Origin of the sequence: Streptomyces sp. ID05-39B, from assembly GCF_033794725.1 — a bacterium.
GTDB classification, from domain to species: domain Bacteria; phylum Actinomycetota; class Actinomycetes; order Streptomycetales; family Streptomycetaceae; genus Streptomyces; species Streptomyces bobili.
Window position 1 is genome coordinate 1 of the sequence record NZ_JARGEF010000149.1, and the last position, 20089, is coordinate 20089.

Here is a 20089-nt window from a genome sequence, read left to right on the forward strand (position 1 = left end):
CTGGGTTGATAGGCCAGATGTGGAAGCCCGGTAACGGGTGAAGCTGACTGGTACTAATAGGCCGAGGGCTTGTCCTCAGTTGCTCGCGTCCACTGTGTTGGTTCTGAAACCACGAACAGCCCCACATTCACCTCCTCGAGGTGTGGTGTGGTGCGGCAGTTCAACAGTTTCATAGTGTTTCGGTGGTCATAGCGTGAGGGAAACGCCCGGTTACATTCCGAACCCGGAAGCTAAGCCTCACAGCGCCGATGGTACTGCAGGGGGGACCCTGTGGGAGAGTAGGACGCCGCCGAACAATTCTTCAAAAGGGTTGGGCCCTGAACTTCGGTTCGGAGCCCAACCCTTTTTTGTTTCCGGTCACTTGACGTTCATGTCCCACGCCCAGCATCCACTGCATGGGTACTGCTGCATTGCTCAGGGCCGCAGGTGTCGGAGCCGGTGACGAGGTCGTCGTGTCGGCGTTCGGCAACGACGACGTAGCCGATGAAGTCACCCGCGCGGGTGCGCTCCTCGCCTTCGCCGATGTGGATCCGCTGACCTACTGCCTCGACCCGGACGCCGTCCGAGCAGCGATAACTCCGCGGACCGCGGCCCTCGTTGCCGTACATCGGTTCGGGCGGCCGGCCGATGTCAGGCGGCTTTGTGAACTCGGCGCGGGGCACGGACTGTTGGTGCTGGAGCAGAGGGAGTCCGAGGCGCCGTACGACGAGGTGGCGCAGCGGCGGGAGCGGGCCGCCTATCTCGATGCGCGGTTGCGCGGGGTGCGGACGCCCGAGGGCGGGGACGGGCACAGCTATCAGCAGTACGTGGTGCGGGTGCCGGGGAACGGGCGGCCCGACCGGGATGCGTTCGCACGGGCCTTGCGGGGCAGGGGAATCGACTGCCGGGTGCCGGTGAAGACACCACTGCACCGGCTCCCCGAGTTCCGAAGGTACGTGTCGCTGCCGCAGACCGAACTGGCCGCCGACGAGACGCTGACGCTGCCGGTGGACGCCTCGCTGACAAAGCGGGACATGCGGCGGATAGTGTCCGCATGCAATGCCCTCGGAGGACTGCTACAGCCCGTCTTCTGACCGAGTTTGGGAACAGGGCTTCGTTCGGGGTATGCTCTATTCCGTTGCCGCGAGGGAAACCTCGATAAGTAACTGGCCCCCTTAGCTCAGTCGGTAGAGCGTCTCCATGGTAAGGAGAAGGTCAACGGTTCGATTCCGTTAGGGGGCTCCACGACAGAGAATCCCCCCGCCCTTCCGGGCGGGGGGATTCTTCGTTCCTGTCGGGGTTCTTTCCTCACGTCCTCATGCGACGCGCATCGCGAGGATCGCCATGTCGTCGGACGGGGCGTCCGACGCGAAGCGCTCCACCGCGCGCATGATGCGGGCCGCGACCGCGCCCGCCGTCAGGCCCGTGCAGGTGGTGAGCACGTCCGCGAGGCCGTCGTCGCCCAGCATGCGGGTCCCCTCACGGCGCTCGGTGACGCCGTCGGTGACGCAGAGCAGGACATCTCCCGGGTCGAGGACGACCGTCTGCTCGTACAGCTCCAGGTCGTCCATGACGCCGAGGAGCGGCTGGGGTTCGGCGGCCGGCTCGACCGTGCCGTCCTGGCGCAGCCGCAGGGGGAGGGGATGGCCGGCGCAGACCACCTTCAGCTCCGCGCTGCCGTCCGGCTGCGGTCGCATCTCGCCGTAGAGGAGGGTCAGGAAGCGGCTGCGGGCGCCCTCGTCGAGGATCGCCGAGTTGAGGCGCTCCAGGACCGCCGGGCCGCTGAGGCCCTCCCGCGCCAGCAGACGCAGGGCGTGCCGGGCGAGGCCCGTCACCGCCGCCGCGTGCGGGCCGGTGCCGCAGACGTCGCCGATCGCGAAGCCGTAGGCGCCGTCGCTGATCGGGAAGAGGTCGTAGAAGTCGCCGCCGACCTCGTTGCCCTCGCCGGCGGCGCGGTAGATGACCTCGACCTCGACGCCGTCGATGTCGGGGAGCTCCGGGGGCAGGAGGCTGCGCTGGAGGGACTGGCTGATGGCCGTGCGCTCGGAGTAGAGGCGCGCGTTGTCGAGGGCGAGGGCCGCTCTGCGGCTGAGGTCCTCGGCGAGTTCCAGGATCTCCTGCCGGAAGTGCTCGTCGGTGGGCTTGCCGAGGGTCAGCATGCCGATGACGCGGTTGCGGGCGACCAGGGGCAGGACGACGGTCTCGCCGCCCACCGCGGACGCCGTGGCGAGGGTGGGGCCGATGCCCGAGGACATCTGGTGGGTCGGGCCGCCGGTCAGGCCGAGGGTGCGCATGGAACTGCGCAGGGCCGCGTCGTGGGCCGCCTCGCCGGGGGCGGCCCAGACGCGGGCGCCGGGGGTGGGTACCGGGTCCGGCGGGGCGATCTTGGACAGCAACGACTTGATGCCGTCGATGAGTTCCTCGTCCTCGTGCAGGACGTACGACAGGTAGGGGTCGGAGGCCTGGTCGGCGATTGTGTAGACCGCGCACCAGGTGGCGAGGGTCGGGACCGTCATCTGGGCCATCAGGGCCAGGGTCTGGTCGCGGTCGAGCGTGCCGGCCAGCAGGTCGGAGGCCTCGACGAGGAAGCTGAGGGAGCCGCGGCGCAGCCGCTCCAGCTCGCCGAGGCGGGCCGACTCGACGGCCAGGGCGATGCGGTCCGCGGCGAACTGCAGGCGCAGGGCCTCCTCGTTGGAGTAGCGGGCCGGCCCCTCGGCCGCGACGCCCAGGGAGCCGGTGAGGCGGCCCTCGACCTTCAGCGGGACCGTGACGACGGAGCGCATGCCTGTGCCGTTGAGGAGGGGGACTGCGCCGGGGACGGCGAGGAGATCCTCGTGGACGGCCGGCATGCGGGCGGAGCTGTAGCGGCCGGGGCCCGCCTCGACGGGGACGCGAGCGAAGCGCTGGCGGGCCGAGGGCAGGCCCGTGGAGGCTCGGACCTCCAGTTCCGTCTCGTCGTCCGTCGCCAGGAGCAGGAAGGCGGAGTCGCCGTCGAGCATGTCGCGGGCGCGTTCGACGGTGCGCTGGAGGAGGCCGTCGAGGTCGTCGGGGGCGGGGGAGCCGATGAAGACCTCGAAGGGGTCCGCGCTCTGACTGTCGGCGGGGCCGTCGGTGACGGGGACGCGGGTCGGTGACTGCAGGACCGCGCGTTCGTGGTTGCGGACCAGGAGGCAGACCGTGGAGGGGTCGCCCTCGGTGTCGCGGACACGCAGATGGGAGGCGTACACCGGGGTCACGCGGCCGTTGGCGCCGCGGATGCCGTAGCTGCCCTCCCAGCGGGAGAGCTGGAGTGCCTCGACGATGCCGGTGCTGGTACCGGGGGTGTGCGGCCAGGCCGCGAGGTCGGTGAGGGGCTTGCCGACGACCTGGTCGGCCGGGTAGCCGAAGAGTTCCTCGGCGTCCTCGTTCCACGCCGAGATGGCGCCGGTGCGGTCGATCTGGACGACGGCGACGCGGACGCGGCTGTCGGCGAGCGGCAGCAGTTCGGCGGGGAGCGCGGGGCCGGCCGTGCGGGTGCCCACCGGGCGGTCGGGCAGGTCGAGCTGGAACCAGACGGTTTTGTGGGTGGGCGTGTAGTCGACGCCCCAGCGGGCGGCGATGGCCGCGCACAGCTGGAGGCCGCGGCCGCCCTCCCGGTCGGGGCTGCCCATGGTGGCGAGAGAGCCCTGGAGGGGGATCTCGCGCTCCGGGTAGCGGTCGGCCACCTCGATGCGTACGCCGTCCTCGTGGCGCAGGCACAGGAGGTCGGCGTGGGTTCCCGCGTGGACGACGGCGTTCGTCACCAGTTCGCTCGTGAGGACGACGGCGTCGTCGATGATGTCGGCGAAACCCCAGCCCTGGAGGGTGTCGCGGACGAACGCGCGGGCGGTCGCGACGGAGCGCCCGACGGGCTCGAAACTGGCAGCCGCGCGCGCGGTGATCACAGAACTCCTCGGCCGGTCGTCGATGACGTGCTGGGCTTCTTCCCGGCTGTCCTGCTCGCGTCGCGGTCGCGGCGGAAGCGCGCTCGTCGGCCGGGGGTCCGGGGGCTGTCCCCCCGGGATCAGTCCGGTGGTCATGTGTGCGGCCGCCCCTCCGATGCCCGCTCGTGCTCGTGCCACCGCCCAGGCCGGACGGACCGGCGTGGCTGGACAGCCGCATGCAAGGTTACTTACCTTCCCCGCCCTTGCGGATGCCGGTCAGCTGTGTTTCCGCCTCAGGGTGTGCGGACGGTGTGCGAAAGCTGCCGAACTGTTATGGCCGGGTTCGGCGGGGGTGAAACACTGGGCAGGCTTCTTGTGAAGGTCCGGCAGACTGGGTGTCTTGTGTGTTCGCCGGGCAGCAGCCTCTTGGGCCTGCCTGATTACATCGGCAGTACGACGGTCGACCCCTCCGGGAGGGACAACGTGGAGTCTGGCGCAGCGACGCGGGGCACGAAGGCGCGCGCGAAAGGCGGACAGACCCTGAGCAGGCAGCGCTCACCCCGCAGCGGGACCACCACGGTGGACACCGCTGCCCTGAACCGGCTGCTGGCTGCCCTGGTGTCCATGCGGGAGGGGAACTTCCGCAAGCGGCTCACGGTGTCCGGCGACGGCGTGATGTCGGAGATCGCAGCCGTCTTCAACGAGGTGGCGGACCGCAATCTGCATCTCACGGGTGAGCTGTCGCGGGTGCGGCGCATGGTCGGGCGTGAGGGAAAGCTCACCGAGCGGCTGGAGACGGGTGCCTGCGAGGGCTCCTGGGCGACCGCCATCGACAACTCGAACGCGCTGGTCGACGACCTCGTACGGCCGGTTTCCGAGGTCGGGCGGGTGCTGTCGGCGGTGGCCGAGGGTGATCTGTCGCCGCGGATGGAGCTGCGGACGCACACCCCGGAGGGGACCGGGCATCCGCTGCGCGGGGAGTTCCTGAAGGTCGGGCGGACGGTCAACAACCTGGTCGACCAGCTGTCGACGTTCACCGACGAGGTCACGCGCGTGGCCAGTGAGGTGGGCACCGAGGGCAAGCTGGGCGGGCAGGCCCAGGTGCGCGGTATGTCGGGTTCGTGGAAGGACCTGACGGAGTCCGTCAACACGATGGCGGAGCGGCTGACGGCGCAGGTGCGCGACATCGCGCTGGTGACGACGGCGGTGGCCAAGGGGGACCTGTCACGCAAGGTCACCGTGCATGTCGAAGGCGAGATGCTGGAGCTGAAGAACACCGTCAACACGATGGTGGACCAGCTCTCCGCGTTCTCGTCGGAGGTGACCCGGGTGGCCCGTGAGGTGGGCACCGAGGGCATCCTCGGCGGTCAGGCGCGGGTGTCCGGCGTCGACGGTGTGTGGAAAGAACTCACCGATTCTGTGAACACCATGGCCGGAAACCTCACGGCTCAGGTGCGGGGGATCGCGGAGGTCACCACGGCGGTCGCCAACGGTGACCTGTCGCAGAAGGTGACGGTGTCCGCGCGCGGTGAGGTCGCGCAGCTCGCCGACACGATCAACCAGATGACCGAGACGCTGCGGACCTTCGCGGACGAGGTCACAAGGGTCGCCAACGAGGTCGGTGCGGCGGGTCAGCTGGGCGGTCAGGCGAACGTGCCGGGCGCGGCGGGCACCTGGAAGGACCTCACCGACTCGGTCAACACCGTGTTCCGCAACCTCACCACGCAGGTGCGGGACATCGCGGCGGTGACGACGGCGGTGGCCAACGGTGACCTGTCGCAGAAGGTCACCGTGGATGTCGCCGGCGAGATGCTGGAGCTGAAGAACACCGTCAACGGGATGGTCGACCAGCTGTCGGCCTTCGGCGCCGAGGTCACGCGGGTGGCGCGGGAGATCGGTGTCGAGGGTGAGCTGGGCGGTCAGGCGCAGGTGTCGGGCGCGGCCGGGACGTGGAAGGACCTGACGGACTCCGTCAACACGGCGTTCAGGAATCTCACCGGACAGGTGAGGAACATCGCCCAGGTGACGACGGCGGTGGCCAACGGCGATCTGTCGCAGAAGGTCACCGTGGACGTGTCCGGTGAGATGGCGCAGCTGAAGAACACCGTGAACACGATGGTGGACCAGCTGTCGTCGTTCGCCGACCAGGTGACGAGGATGGCCCGGGACGTGGGTACGGAGGGCCGGCTCGGTGGCCAGGCCCGCGTCGACGGCGTGTCCGGCACGTGGAAGGAACTCACCGACTCCGTCAACTCGATGGCGGGGAACCTGACCTCTCAGGTGCGCAACATCGCGCAGGTGACGACGGCCGTGGCGCGGGGCGACCTCTCCCAGAAGATCGACGTCGACGCGCGCGGCGAGATCCTGGAGCTGAAGAACACCATCAACACGATGGTGGACCAGCTGTCGGCCTTCGCCGACCAGGTGACCCGGGTGGCCCGCGAGGTGGGTACCGCGGGGCAGCTCGGCGGGCAGGCGCAGGTGCCGGGTGTCGCCGGCGTGTGGCGGGACCTGACGGACTCGGTGAACGGCATGGCCGGCAACCTCACCGCGCAGGTGCGCAACATCGCCCAGGTCGCCACCGCCGTGGCCCGCGGTGACCTCTCCCAGAAGATCACCGTGGACGCGCGCGGGGAGATCCTGGAACTGAAGAACACCCTGAACACGATGGTCGACCAGCTGTCGTCGTTCGCCCAGGAGGTCACGCGGGTGGCCCGTGAGGTGGGTACGGAGGGGCAGCTCGGTGGCCAGGCCGAGGTGCAGGGTGTCTCCGGCACCTGGAAGGACCTCACCCAGTCCGTGAACTTCATGGCGAACAACCTGACCATCCAGGTGCGTCAGATCGCCGAGGTCACGACCGCGGTCGCCAAGGGCGACCTGTCGAAGAAGATCACCGTAGACGCCAAGGGCGAGATCCTCGAACTCGTCACCACCGTCAACACGATGGTCGACCAGCTGTCGTCGTTCGCCGAACAGGTGACCCGGGTGGCCCGTGAGGTGGGCACCGAGGGCATCCTGGGCGGGCAGGCGCACGCGTCGGGCGTCACGGGCATCTGGAAGGACCTCACCGACAACGTCAACCTGATGGCCAAGAACCTGACCATGCAGGTGCGCAACATCTCCCAGGTCGCGGCGGCCGTGGCCAACGGCGACCTGACGCGGACGGTGACGATCGAGGCCCGCGGCGAGGTCGCGCAGCTCGCCGACACCTTCAACACCATGGTGAAGACGCTGAGTTCGTTCGCCGACCAGGTCACCAAGGTGGCCCGTGAGGTGGGTACGGACGGCATCCTGGGCGGGCAGGCGCACGTACCCGGTGTGGCGGGCACGTGGAAGGACCTCACCGAGTCGGTGAACCAGATGGCGTCCAACCTGACCGGCCAGGTGCGCAACATCGCCATGGTCACGACGGCCATCGCCAAGGGTGACCTGACGAAGAAGATCGACATCGACGCGCGCGGGGAGATCCTCGAGCTGAAGACGACCATCAACACGATGGTCGACCAGCTGTCGTCGTTCGCCGAGGAGGTGACCCGGGTCGCCCGCGAGGTGGGCACCGAGGGGCAGCTCGGCGGTCAGGCACGCGTGCGTGACGTCGACGGCACCTGGCGGGACCTCACCGAGTCGGTGAACGAGATGGCCGGGAACCTGACCCGGCAGGTGCGTGCCATCGCGCGCGTGGCGACCGCCGTGACGCGGGGCGACCTGAACCTGAAGATCGACGTGGACGCATCCGGCGAGATCCAGGAACTGCAGGACTACATCAACAAGATGATCGCCAACCTGCGCGACACCACGATCGCCAACAAGGAGCAGGACTGGCTCAAGGGCAACCTCGCGCGCGTGTCCGCGCTGATGCAGGGCCGGCGCGACCTGGAGGACGTGGCCTCGCTGATCATGAGCGAGCTGCCGCCGCTGGTGGCCGCGCAGCACGGCGCGTTCTTCCTGGCGATGCCGCCGGCCGACGGCGCCGAGGAGCACTACGAGCTGCGGATGCTGGGCTCCTACGGCTACTCGATGGGGTCGATGCCGACCTCGTTCCGGCCGGGGGAGGCGCTGGTGGGCACGGCGGCCGAGGAGAAGCGGACGATCCTCGTCTCCAACGCGCCGAGCGGCTATCTGAAGATCTCCTCGGGACTCGGGGAGGCTCCGCCGGCACAGGTGATCGTGCTGCCGGTGCTGTTCGAGGGCCAGGTGCTCGGCGTCATCGAGCTGGCGTCCTTCACGCCGTTCACGCAGATCCAGAGGGACTTTCTCAACCAGCTCGCCGAGATGATCGCGACCAGCGTGAACACCATCTCCGTCAACACCAAGACGGAGCAGTTGCTGAAGCAGTCGCAGGAGCTGACCGAGCAGCTGCGGGAGCGGTCGGCGGAGTTGGAGCAGCGGCAGAAGGCCCTCCAGGCGTCCAACGCCGAACTGGAGGAGAAGGCCGAGCTGCTGGCGCGGCAGAACCGGGACATCGAGGTGAAGAACACCGAGATCGAGGAGGCGCGGCAGGTTCTGGAGGAGCGGGCCGAGCAGCTCGCGGTGTCGATGCGGTACAAGAGCGAGTTCCTCGCCAACATGTCGCACGAACTGCGTACGCCGCTCAACTCGCTGCTGATCCTGGCCAAGCTGCTCGCGGACAACGCCGAGGGGAACCTCTCGCCGAAGCAGGTCGAGTTCGCCGAGACGATCCACGGGGCGGGTTCCGACCTGCTCCAGCTGATCAACGACATCCTCGATCTGTCGAAGGTCGAGGCGGGCAAGATGGACGTCTCCCCGACGCGCATCGCGCTCGTGCAGCTCGTGGACTACGTCGAGGCCACCTTCCGTCCGCTCACCGCGGAGAAGGGCCTGGACCTGTCCGTGCGGGTGTCGCCGGAGCTGCCGGCCACGCTGCACACCGACGAGCAGCGGCTTCTTCAGGTGCTGCGCAACCTGCTGTCCAACGCGGTGAAGTTCACCGACTCCGGCTCGGTGGAGCTGGTCATCCGGCCGGCCGGGGCGGACGTACCGGTGGCGATCCGGGAGCAGTTGCTGGAGGCCGGTTCGCTGGCGGACGCCGACGCGCCGCTGATCGCGTTCTCGGTGACCGACACGGGTATCGGGATCGCGGCCGGCAAGATGCGCGTGATCTTCGAGGCGTTCAAGCAGGCCGACGGCACCACCAGCCGCAAGTACGGCGGTACCGGCCTCGGACTGTCGATCTCGCGGGAGATCGCGCAGCTGCTCGGTGGTGAGATCTACGCCCAGAGCGAGCCGGGGCGTGGTTCGACGTTCACGCTGTATCTGCCGCTGCACCCGAGCGAGCTGCCGCCGCAGGGCTACCAGCAGGTCGTGCCGCAGCTGGAGGCGGGAGACCTGGTGGCGTCCGAGAGCGGGAAGCGGGAGCCGTCGGAGCTGTCCGGCGTGCAGATCCAGACGCCGGCGGAGGTGAGGTCGTACCAGGACACGCAGAACGGTCCGGCCGCCCTGTTCCGGCGCCGGCGCCGGTCCGCGGCCGGGAGCGAGCCGCAGGTCGGCCGGCCCGAGCAGTGGGCGCCCGTGCGGCAGGAGTCGGCGCCGCAGGGGCCGCGGGGCATCCGGTTCGGCGGGGAGAAGGTGCTGATCGTCGACGACGACATCCGCAATGTGTTCGCCCTGACCAGCGTCCTCGAGCAGCACGGGCTGTCGGTGCTGTACGCGGAGAACGGCCGTGAGGGCATCGAGGTCCTGGAGCAGCACGAGGACGTGGCGGTCGTCCTGATGGACATCATGATGCCGGAGATGGACGGGTACGCGACGACCACGGCGATCCGCCGGATGCCGCAGTTCTCCGGCCTGCCGATCATCGCGCTGACCGCGAAGGCGATGAAGGGCGACCGGGAGAAGGCGATCGAGTCGGGCGCCTCCGACTACGTCACCAAGCCGGTCGACCCCGATCACCTGCTGGCGGTGATGGCCCAGTGGATGCGCGCCGAGTGACGGGAACCGTCCGGGGGCGCGGGGAGTTGCTGACTCACGGTGTCCGAAGGCGTGTAGCGGGGCGGGATTCGGGGAACCTTCTGGTCTTCCGCCGCGTTCCTGCTACGTGCACAGTGACATCACGGTGACAGGGTGTGGCGACGGTCGGGGTGCGGCTACCATGACCGGCACAAGGAAGGGCGGCGCAAAGGAGTCGTCCCCAGGGGCGGCGCCCGGTGCACTGCCGGGGCGAGGAGGGCGGGCCATGGTGCAGAAGGCCAAGATCCTCCTGGTCGATGACCGGCCGGAGAATCTGCTGGCGCTGGAGGCGATCCTCTCTGCGCTCGATCAGACGCTGGTGCGGGCATCGTCCGGGGAAGAGGCGCTCAAAGCACTGCTGACGGACGACTTCGCGGTCATTCTGCTGGACGTCCAGATGCCGGGAATGGACGGTTTCGAAACGGCCGCGCACATCAAGCGGCGAGAACGGACTCGGGACATCCCGATCATCTTCCTGACGGCGATCAATCACGGCCCGCACCACACCTTCCGCGGGTATGCGGCGGGTGCGGTCGACTACATCTCCAAGCCGTTCGATCCGTGGGTGCTGCGCGCGAAGGTCTCGGTCTTCGTCGAGCTGTACATGAAGAACTGTCAGCTGCGGGAGCAGGCGGCCTTGCTGCGGCTCCAGTTGGAGGGCGGCGGAGGCAAGGCGGCGGCCGGCGGCGCCAAGGAGTCGCCAGGGCTGCTGGCCGAGCTGTCGGCGCGGCTCGCGGCCGTCGAGGAGCAGGCCGAGGCGCTGTCCAAGCAGCTCGACGACGAGTCGGCGGACGCGGCGGCGGTGGCCACGGCGGCGCATCTGGAGCGCAAACTCACCGGTCTGCGCCGGGCGCTGGACGCACTGGAACCCGGCACCGGAAGCGGTCCGCCCTCCGTGACGTCGCAGAGCTGAACCGGAACCGACAGATGCCGCGCCCGGAGTTGTGCGTGAGCAGGTGTCAGCGCTGCGGGGGCGTGCGTCAGTTCCGCGCCTCCCGGGGAGCGACACGAACGGGTGAAGCAGCGGTCACACGTGTCCGCTGTCGTCTCCCCCGGTAACCTCACACCATGGCCTCACGTCCCTCCGCAGCGAAGAAGCAGCCCGCCAAGAAGGCAGCAGCTCCCGCGAAGGCTCCGGCGAAGAAGGCCGCCGCCAAAAAGGCCCCGGCGAAGAAGGCGCCCGCCCGGAAAGCCGCGGCCGCCAAGCCCGTGCCCAAACCGGCCCCCAGTCCCACCGGGGGCATCTACCGGCTCGTGCGCGCCGTCTGGCTGGGTCTGGCGCATGCCGTCGGAGCGGTGTTCCGCGGCATAGGGAACGGCGCGAAGAACCTCGACCCCGCCCACCGCAAGGACGGCGTCGCTCTGCTGCTGTTCGGCCTCGCGCTGATCGTCGCCGCGGGGACCTGGGCAGATCTGCGCGGCCCGGTCGGCGACCTCGTCGAGATCCTGGTGACCGGCTCCTTCGGCCGTCTCGACCTGCTGGTGCCGATCCTGCTCGCCGTCATCGCCGTACGGTTCGTCCGGCACCCGGAGAAGCCCGAGGCCAACGGCCGTATCGTGATCGGACTGTCCGCGCTGCTCATCGGTGTGCTCGGGCAGGTCCACATCGCCTGCGGCTCGCCCGCGCGCAGCGACGGCATGCAGGCGATAAGGGACGCGGGGGGTCTCATCGGCTGGTCCGCGGCGACGCCGCTGACGTACACCATGGGCGAGGTCCTTGCCGTACCGCTGCTCGTGCTGCTCACGATCTTCGGGCTGCTGGTGGTCACCGCCACGCCCGTCAACGCCATCCCGCAGCGGCTGCGGCAGCTCGGGGTGCGCCTCGGCGTAGTGCACGACCCGGCGGCCGACGAGGAGTATGACGAGTTCGGCGACGACGAGGAGCGCTACGACGAGCAGTGGCGCGAGGCGCTGCCCGCGCGCTCCCGGCGTCGCTCCGGCGCCCCTGAGGCCTTCGACCCCGACAGCGCCGAGCAGGAGGCGCTCGGCCGGCGTCGCGGCCGTCCCAGGCGCTCGGCCGTGCCGCAGCCCGCGATGGACCGGCGGATGGACGCGGTCGACATCGCGGCGGCCGCCGCTGCCGACCTCGACGGGGCCGTGCTGCACGGCATGCCGCCGTCCCGGATCGTCGCCGACCTCACCCAGGGTGTGAGCGTCGGTGACCGTGAGCCCACCACGCCCACGCCCGTCCCGGCTCCGGCCGGCCGGCCGGGGCAGGAGAAGCTCAAGTCCGGCGCCGTCCCCGACCTGACCAAGGCGGCTCCCGAGGCGCCGCGCGAGCTGCCGCCGCGCGCCGAGCAGCTCCAGCTGTCCGGGGACATCACCTACGCGCTGCCCTCGCTGGACCTCCTCACGCGCGGCGGCCCCGGCAAGGTGCGCAGCGCCGCCAACGACGCGGTGGTCGCCTCGCTCACCAACGTCTTCTCGGAGTTCAAGGTCGACGCCGCCGTCACCGGTTTCACCCGCGGCCCGACGGTCACGCGCTACGAGGTCGAACTCGGCCCCGCCGTCAAGGTCGAGCGGATCACCGCCCTGACGAAGAACATCGCGTACGCCGTCGCCAGCCCGGACGTGCGGATCATCTCGCCGATCCCGGGGAAGTCCGCGGTCGGCATCGAGATCCCGAACACCGACCGCGAGATGGTCAACCTCGGCGATGTGCTCCGGCTGGCCGAGTCCGCCGAGGACGACGATCCGATGCTGGTCGCCTTCGGCAAGGACGTCGAGGGCGGCTATGTCATGCACTCGCTGGCGAAGATGCCGCACATACTGGTCGCCGGCGCCACCGGGTCCGGCAAGTCGTCCTGCATCAACTGTCTGATCACCTCGGTCATGATGCGGGCGACCCCGGAGGACGTCCGGATGATCCTGGTCGACCCCAAGCGCGTCGAGCTGACCGCCTACGAGGGCATCCCGCACCTGATCACGCCCATCATCACCAACCCCAAGCGGGCCGCCGAGGCGCTCCAGTGGGTCGTACGCGAGATGGACCTGCGCTACGACGACCTGGCGGCGTACGGCTACCGGCACATCGACGACTTCAACCGCGCGGTGCGGGAGGGGACCGTCAAGAAGCCCGAGGGCAGTGAGCGCGAGCTTCAGCCGTATCCGTATCTGCTCGTGATCGTCGACGAGCTGGCCGACCTGATGATGGTCGCGCCGCGTGACGTCGAGGACTCGATCGTGCGGATCACGCAGCTCGCGCGCGCCGCCGGCATCCACCTGGTGCTGGCCACGCAGCGGCCGTCGGTGGACGTGGTGACCGGTCTGATCAAGGCGAACGTCCCCTCGCGGCTCGCGTTCGCCACCTCCTCGCTCGCCGACTCGCGGGTCATCCTCGACCAGCCCGGAGCCGAGAAGCTGATCGGCAAGGGTGACGGACTGTTCCTGCCGATGGGCGCGAACAAGCCGACGCGTATGCAGGGCGCGTTCGTCACCGAGGCCGAGGTCGCGGTGATCGTGCAGCACTGCAAGGACCAGATGGCCCCCGTCTTCCGGGACGACGTCACCGTGGGCACCAAGCAGAAGAAGGAGATCGACGAGGACATCGGCGACGACCTCGACCTGCTGTGCCAGGCGGCCGAGCTGGTCGTCTCCACCCAGTTCGGTTCGACGTCGATGCTCCAGCGCAAGCTGCGCGTCGGCTTCGCCAAGGCCGGGCGGCTGATGGACCTCATGGAGTCGCGCAGCATCGTCGGCCCGAGCGAGGGATCGAAGGCACGTGACGTTCTGGTGAAACCCGACGAGTTGGACGGAGTGCTCGCCGTGATCCGCGGGGAGCCTGAAGAGTAGACGTTTCTCCGTGGGGACGGCGGGCGTCCGTGACTCACCCGTTAGAGAGCGGTGGGCAACCGTTTCCCCTCGTGGTACGTCCAGTTGAACGAGCGGACAGGTGCGCGTTCCACCCTGGCGTCGTACCTGGCCCGTCATCGGTGTGTCCGGCCATACCGATGGCGTACAAAGTCCCACCGCCCGGTTGCCCCTCCCTTTCGTACCCCCCCTAGACTGAACCTCCAGCACAGGTGGCTACACGCTCGAAAGGCGCCCCCGTGTCCATCGGCAGCAACTCCCCTGAAGACGAGCGTCCGTTCGAAGACGTTTCCGAGGCAGCCCACCCCTCCATCGGCCGAGCCCTGCAGCAGGCCCGCATCGCGGCCGGGCTCACCGTCGACGACGTCAGTACCGCCACCCGCGTCCGTATCGCCATCGTGCACGCCATCGAAGCGGACGACTTCGCGCCCTGCGGCGGCGACGTCTACGCGCGCGGTCACATCCGGACGCTGGCACGGGCCGTCCACCTCGACCCCGCCCAGCTGATGGAGCAGTACGACGCCGCCCACGGCGGACGGCCGGCACCCACCCCGGCCGCACCCATGTTCGAGGCGGAACGCATCCGTCCCGAGCGGCGCGGGCCGAACTGGACCGCTGCCATGGTCGCCGCGATCGTCGCCGTGGTCGGCTTCGTCGGATTCACCGCGTTCAAGGGCGACGACGGCACGACCGACGTCGCCGACGGCACCACCCCGTCGACCAGCGCGCCCGCCACGCCGACACCGAAGACCGAGAAGCCCATCGACGAGAAGCCGGAGCCCTCCGACAGCGCCATCGCCGCGGCCCCGCAGGACAAGGTGACCGTCCAGGTCACGGCCACCGACGGCAAGAGCTGGATCTTCGCCAAGGACCACAACGGCCGGATGCTCTTCGACGGCCTGCTCAAGCAGGGCGAGTCCCAGACCTTCCAGGACAGCGAGAAGGTCAACCTCGTCCTCGGCGACGCCGGAGCGGTCGAGCTCCACGTCAACGGCAAGAAGATCGACGACGACTTCCAGCCGGGCGCGGTGGAGCGGCTGACGTACACCAAGGGCGACCCGCAGGCCGGCTGAGGCAGGGGCGGAGTCCAGGATTCGCAAGGGGTCGGCGGTCGTCGCCGGCCCCTTCGGCATGACGCCCGAAGATCGCCAACCCCGTCGACAGGGGGTGTCAGTCAGACAAAGTAGTCTTGAGCCCATGCCTGAACGCCGTACCGTCGCACTCGTCACCCTTGGCTGCGCCCGTAACGAGGTGGACTCGGAGGAGCTCGCAGGCCGTTTGGAGGCGGACGGCTGGCAGCTCGTGGAGGACGCCCAGGACGCCGACGTCGCCGTCGTCAACACCTGTGGCTTCGTCGACGCCGCCAAGAAGGACTCCGTCGACGCCCTCCTGGAGGCCAACGACCTCAAGGGTCATGGCAGAACCCAGGCCGTAGTGGCGGTGGGCTGCATGGCCGAGCGCTACGGCAAGGACCTCGCCGAGGCACTCCCGGAGGCCGACGGCGTACTCGGATTCGACGACTACGCCGACATCTCCGACCGCCTCCAGACCATCCTCAACGGCGGTATCCACGCCTCCCACACCCCGCGCGACCGGCGCAAGCTGCTGCCGATCAGCCCCGCCGAGCGGCAGGAATCGGCCGGTTCGGTGGCCCTTCCGGGTCATGCTCCGGCAGACCTTCCGGACGGGCTCGCCCCGGCCTCCGGGCCCCGTGCGCCGCTGCGCCGCCGGCTCGACGGCAACCCGGTCGCCTCGGTCAAGCTCGCCTCCGGCTGCGACCGGCGCTGCTCCTTCTGCGCCATCCCCTCCTTCCGCGGCTCCTTCATCTCCCGCCGCCCGAGCGACGTGCTGAACGAGACCCGGTGGCTGGCCGAGCAGGGCGTCAAGGAGATCATGCTGGTCTCCGAGAACAACACCTCCTACGGCAAGGACCTCGGCGACATCCGGCTGCTGGAGTCACTGCTGCCCGAGCTGGCCGAGGTCGACGGCCTGGAGCGGGTGCGGGTCAGCTACCTCCAGCCGGCCGAGATGCGGCCCGGCCTGATCGACGTGCTGACCTCCACGCCGAAGATCGCCCCCTACTTCGACCTGTCCTTCCAGCACTCCGCCCCCGACGTGCTGCGTGCGATGCGCCGCTTCGGCGACACGGACCGCTTCCTCGAACTGCTCGACACCATCCGGAGCAAGGCGCCCGAGGCGGGGGTGCGCTCCAACTTCATCGTCGGCTTCCCCGGCGAGTCCGAGGCCGACCTGGCCGAGCTGGAGCGGTTCCTCAACCACGCGCGTCTGGACGCCATCGGTGTCTTCGGGTACTCCGACGAGGACGGCACCGAGGCCGCGACGTACGAGAACAAGCTCCACGAGGACGTCGTCGCCGAGCGGCTCGCGCGGATCTCCCGGCTCGCCGAGGAACTCGTCTCGCAGCGCGCCGAGGAGCGGCTGGGCGAGAGCCTGCACGTGTTCGTGGAGTCGGTGGACCCCATCGAGGGCGTGTACGGCCGTGCGGCCCACCAGGCGCCCGAGACCGACGGCCAGGTGCTGCTCACGAGCGGCGAAGGTCTGAGCGTCGGTCGTATGGTCGAGGCGAAGGTGGTCGGTACGGAAGGTGTCGACCTGGTGGCCGAGCCCCTTCAGGGTTCGATCGGGTGTAGTGAGGAGGCGGACAGATGACGGGTGTCCCGGCATCGGCCGCGGGTGGCTCCTCAAGGGCGAAGGGGGCGGCCACGAGCCCTGCCCCCGGTTCTTCGGGGGCAGGTCCGGAGACGGGTTCCGACGTCACCGGCGCCACCATGGACGAGCAGGGAACCGTGCGGGCCGCGCGCGGCGCGAAGATCGCGGCCGCGGCCGTCAACCAGGCCAGCGTCTGGAACGTGGCCAATCTGCTGACCATGCTCCGGCTCATCCTGGTCCCCGGCTTCGTCGCCCTGATGCTGGCCGACGGCGGGCACGACCCGGCGTGGCGCGCCTTCGCCTGGGCGGCCTTCGCCGTCGCCATGATCACCGACCTGTTCGACGGGCATCTGGCGCGGACCTACAACCTCGTCACCGACTTCGGGAAGATCGCCGATCCGATCGCCGACAAGGCGATCATGGGAGCGGCCCTGATCTGCCTCTCCGCGCTGGGCGACCTGCCGTGGTGGGTGACGGGCGTCATCCTGGGCCGGGAACTCGGGATCACCCTGCTGCGTTTCCTGGTCATCAGGTACGGCGTCATTCCGGCGAGCCGGGGCGGCAAGCTCAAGACGCTCACCCAGGGCGTGGCCGTCGGGATGTACATCCTGGCGCTCACCGGCTGGCTGGCCACGCTGCGCTGGTGGGTGATGGCCGCGGCGGTCCTGCTGACCGTGGTGACCGGGCTCGACTACGTGAGACAGGCCATTGTGCTGCGCAGGCAGGGGATCGCCGAGCGACGGGCGGCTTCGGGGGCGACGCAGGCGTGAGCGCCCCGGCCACGGACGTGGTGCGACTACTGACGGTGAGGGGTGAGACGCTCGCCGTGGCCGAGTCGCTGACGGGTGGCCTGGTCGCGGCGGAGATCACCTCCGTGCCCGGGGCGTCCAAGGTGTTCCGGGGATCGGTCACGGCGTACGCCACCTCGCTCAAGCACGAGCTGCTCGGCGTGGACGCGGACCTGCTGGCCGCGCGCGGAGCCGTGGACGCGCAGGTGGCGGCCCAGATGGCGGCCGGAGTGCGCAGGGCGCTTGGCGCCGACTGGGGCGTCGCCACCACCGGAGTCGCCGGTCCCGACGCACAGGACGGGCAGCCCGTCGGGACGGTTTTCGTCGCGGTGGAGGGGCCCTCGGGGCCGGACGCCGGTTCCGCCTCTGGCGGAAAAGTGGAGGCCCTGCGGTTGAACGGCAGCCGGGCGGAAATTCGTAGAGAGAGTGTACGGAGCGTACTCGCAGTGCTCCTGAGAGAGCTGGCGGGCGAACAGACCGGGAATGAGCGGGCACAGGATACGGAACAGAACGGGGGGTTTTGATGTTTGCAGCCCTGAGTGAACACGACATCGCTCCCCGCACGGCCGCAGCGCAAGGCGGTACGGTGGGGCGTGAAGGATGCGGCTACGCGGTCCGAGGAGGGAGCCACCGATGATTCTGCTCCGTCGCCTGTTGGGTGACGTGCTGCGTCGGCAGCGCCAGCGCCAGGGCCGTACTCTGCGCGAAGTCTCCTCATCCGCCCGGGTCTCGCTCGGCTATCTCTCCGAGGTGGAGCGGGGGCAGAAGGAGGCTTCCTCCGAACTGCTCGCCGCCATCTGCGACGCGCTGGACGTACGGATGTCCGAGCTCATGCGGGAAGTGAGCGACGAGCTCGCCCTCGCGGAGCTGGCTCAGTCGGCTGCGGCCACCCCCAGTGGGCCTGTACCGGCGTCGGTTCGCCCGATGCTGGGTTCCGTGTCGGTGACCGGAGTGCCACCGGAGCGGGTGACCATCAAGGCACCCGCCGAGGCGGTGGACGTGGTCGCCGCCTGATGTGCCCCTGAGTGGGTGTGTCGACCGACGAGTACGTGTAAAGACGGGTGCGAGTACGTGTAGGCGTACGGCAACTGTGAGGCCCCGGCCGGGGCCTCTCCGGTAGATCCGGAGGGGTGCGGTCGGGGTTTTTTGCGTGGATGCGCCCTCTCCTGGGTTTCGCGGGTGCGTTTGCTGGGTTTCGGAGCCGGCGTCATCGTGGAGGGGCATGTCGGGAGTCGATCACCCGGAGGTATGGATGTACGTCGTGAAAAGCCCTCTGTCCGACGCGGACCTGACCACCGTGTCCGAGGCACTGCAAGGCGCGCTCGTCGATCTGATCGACCTGTCGCTGGTGGCCAAGCAGGTGCACTGGAACGTGGTCGGTCCACGGTTCCGTTCGGTGCACCTCCAGCTCGACGAGGTCGTGGACATCGCGCGCACACACTCCGACACCGTGGCGGAGCGGGCCTCGGCTCTGGGCGTCTCACCGGACGGGCGGGCGGCCACGGTCGCCGGTGCCAGCGGGATCACCGTGGCGCCTGAGGGCTGGGTCAAGGACACCGACGCTGTCGGTGTGCTGGTGACGGCGCTGGGAACGGTGATCACCCGGATGCGGGAACGGGTGGCGGCCACGGGAGAGGCCGACCCCGTGAGCCAGGACGTCTTCATCGGGATCACTGGGGATCTGGAGAAGCAGCACTGGATGTTCCAGGCGGAGAGCGGGTGACGGACGGGGCGCTCGGGCCTCACCGAGGTGGTGGCGGCCGTCCGGCGTCGCCGTGTGCGGGCTGACGGGGTTGTCGGCGGCGGGCTGGAGGCGACGGCCATGACGGGACCGATAGTGCGCCGGGGGGCCGCGCTGGGGCTCGGGGCGGTGTGGTGGTGGGCCGCGGTACGGCTTGCCGTGGCGCCAGACGCCGGGGTGCTGGAGGGGACCGTAGCGGCCGGTGGGTGGGGGCTGAGCCTGCTGCCGGTGCACTGCGTGGCCAAGTCGCGCGCCGTGGGGGCGGTCGCGGCGGGGCGGTGGGGAGCCGCCTGGCGGGGGAAGCGGGGGCGGGGCGAGGCCGAGGGCGGGGTCTCGTGAGACCGGCTCGCTGTCGTCGTCCTGCGGCTGTCCGAGCGGACGGTGGGGGCGCGTCGGGCGCTGCGACTACCAGGGCATGGCCACGCCGCCGTTCGGGCGGAGGATCTGGCCCGTGGTGAAGGCCGACGCGTCCGAGGCCAGGTGAAGCACGGCGTGGGCGACGTCCTCCGGTTCGCCGACCCGGCCCAGCGGCGACATGCGGGACATGCGGGCCTCGGTGTGTGCCTGTGCGTCGGTGTCGTGGCGGTCGGTCATGGGGGTGCGGATCCAGCCCGGGGCGACGGCGTTGACGCGGATGCCGTGGGGGCCGACCTCGGTCGCCAGGGTCTTCGTCAGCTGGACCACGGCGGCCTTGGCGACGCCGTAGCACAGGAGGCCGGGGGCGCCCGTGTCGACCGCGCCCGAGGCCATCGTGATGATGCTGCCGCGGGTGTGATGGGCGAGCATCAGGCGGGCCGCCTCCTGGCAGGCGTGCAGTACGCCCTTGAAGTTGACGGCCAGGACGCGGTCCAGGTCCTCCTCGCGGGTCTCCAGGACCGGGCTGCTGTGCATGATGCCGGCGACGGCGGCCATGATGTCCAGCCGTTGGCAGGAGTCCACGGCCTTGCGCAGCCGGGCGCGGTCGGTGACGTCCAGATGATGGGTGTGGGCCGTACCGCCCCGGTCCTTGATGAGGGCCGCCGTCTCGTGCAGGCCCTTCGCGTCGCGGTCCGCGCCGTGCACCGTGGCGCCGGCCTCGGCGAGCAGGACGGCGCAGGCGCGGCCGATGCCGGCGGCGGCGCCGGTGACGAACGCGGTTCGCCCGGTGAGGTCGTACGCCTTCACGCCCATGAAGGGACGGTACGAAAGTTTCTGACGGTCCGTCAATTGGCTGTGCGGGGGCGGATGCGGCG

General features: G+C 69.8%; 13 protein-coding genes, 1 tRNA gene and 2 rRNA genes. 14 read left to right on the forward strand and 2 right to left on the reverse strand.

All coding sequences use genetic code 11. The features are described from left to right. The 4 genes from P1P75_RS27015 to P1P75_RS27030 all read left to right on the forward strand — a co-directional run. Positions 1-77, forward strand: a 23S ribosomal RNA gene (locus P1P75_RS27015); the annotation flags it as partial. 101 nt (positions 78-178) lie between these two features. After that, a 5S ribosomal RNA gene (rrf, locus tag P1P75_RS27020) occupies positions 179-295 on the forward strand. A gap of 100 nt (positions 296-395) precedes the next feature. Further along, positions 396-1073, forward strand: coding sequence for a DegT/DnrJ/EryC1/StrS family aminotransferase (locus tag P1P75_RS27025; protein ID WP_319259971.1), 678 nt, complete (start codon positions 396-398; stop codon positions 1071-1073). Between the two features lie 75 nt (positions 1074-1148). Then, a tRNA-Thr gene (locus P1P75_RS27030) sits at positions 1149-1224 on the forward strand. Between the two features lie 71 nt (positions 1225-1295). Here the strand turns inward: P1P75_RS27030 and P1P75_RS27035 are convergent. Next, positions 1296-4037 carry a SpoIIE family protein phosphatase gene (locus tag P1P75_RS27035; protein ID WP_319259976.1) on the reverse strand — a complete coding sequence of 914 codons (2742 nt, stop codon included), beginning with the start codon at positions 4035-4037 and terminating at the stop codon, positions 1296-1298. Between the two features lie 327 nt (positions 4038-4364). Here P1P75_RS27035 and P1P75_RS27040 point away from each other — a divergent pair, with 327 nt between their 5' ends. From P1P75_RS27040 to P1P75_RS27085, 10 genes are all read left to right on the forward strand, one after another. Beyond that, entirely contained in the window at positions 4365-9830 is a 5466-nt protein-coding gene (locus tag P1P75_RS27040; RefSeq protein WP_319259980.1) for a HAMP domain-containing protein, read from the forward strand. Between the two features lie 244 nt (positions 9831-10074). Then, positions 10075-10761, forward strand: a complete 687-nt coding sequence (locus P1P75_RS27045) for a response regulator (protein WP_319259983.1) — start codon at positions 10075-10077, stop codon at positions 10759-10761. 155 nt (positions 10762-10916) lie between these two features. Beyond that, positions 10917-13640 carry a DNA translocase FtsK gene (locus tag P1P75_RS27050; RefSeq protein ID WP_319259986.1) on the forward strand — a complete coding sequence of 908 codons (2724 nt, stop codon included), beginning with the start codon at positions 10917-10919 and terminating at the stop codon, positions 13638-13640. 257 nt (positions 13641-13897) lie between these two features. Further along, positions 13898-14731 carry a RodZ domain-containing protein gene (locus P1P75_RS27055; RefSeq protein WP_319259993.1) on the forward strand — a complete coding sequence of 278 codons (834 nt, stop codon included), beginning with the start codon at positions 13898-13900 and terminating at the stop codon, positions 14729-14731. Positions 14732-14855: 124 nt separating this feature from the next. After that, entirely contained in the window at positions 14856-16328 is a 1473-nt protein-coding gene (gene rimO / locus P1P75_RS27060) for a 30S ribosomal protein S12 methylthiotransferase RimO (RefSeq protein WP_319259995.1), read from the forward strand. Further along, positions 16325-17098: a CDP-diacylglycerol--glycerol-3-phosphate 3-phosphatidyltransferase gene (gene pgsA / locus P1P75_RS27065; RefSeq protein ID WP_319259998.1), complete on the forward strand. Its 774-nt coding sequence runs from the start codon at positions 16325-16327 to the stop codon at positions 17096-17098. The genes rimO and pgsA overlap by 4 nt, the downstream gene beginning before the upstream one ends. Next, the gene (locus tag P1P75_RS27070; protein ID WP_319260000.1) at positions 17095-17640 is read left to right on the forward strand and encodes a nicotinamide-nucleotide amidohydrolase family protein; all 546 of its coding nucleotides are present in this window, start codon (positions 17095-17097) and stop codon (positions 17638-17640) included. Before pgsA ends, P1P75_RS27070 begins: the two co-directional genes overlap by 4 nt. A 109-nt stretch (positions 17641-17749) precedes the next feature. Further along, positions 17750-18130: a helix-turn-helix domain-containing protein gene (locus P1P75_RS27075; protein ID WP_073497352.1), complete on the forward strand. Its 381-nt coding sequence runs from the start codon at positions 17750-17752 to the stop codon at positions 18128-18130. A gap of 238 nt (positions 18131-18368) precedes the next feature. Beyond that, positions 18369-18839, forward strand: coding sequence for a DNA starvation/stationary phase protection protein (locus P1P75_RS27080; RefSeq protein WP_319260008.1), 471 nt, complete (start codon positions 18369-18371; stop codon positions 18837-18839). Positions 18840-18938: 99 nt separating this feature from the next. Next, a complete protein-coding gene (locus tag P1P75_RS27085) occupies positions 18939-19196 on the forward strand; it encodes a hypothetical protein (protein WP_319260003.1) in 258 nt (85 codons plus the stop codon). A gap of 66 nt (positions 19197-19262) precedes the next feature. On the opposite strand, the gene P1P75_RS27090 is transcribed toward P1P75_RS27085, so the two are convergent. Continuing rightward, positions 19263-20027 carry an SDR family NAD(P)-dependent oxidoreductase gene (locus P1P75_RS27090; RefSeq protein WP_319260006.1) on the reverse strand — a complete coding sequence of 255 codons (765 nt, stop codon included), beginning with the start codon at positions 20025-20027 and terminating at the stop codon, positions 19263-19265. Positions 20028-20089: the final 62 nt, after the last annotated feature.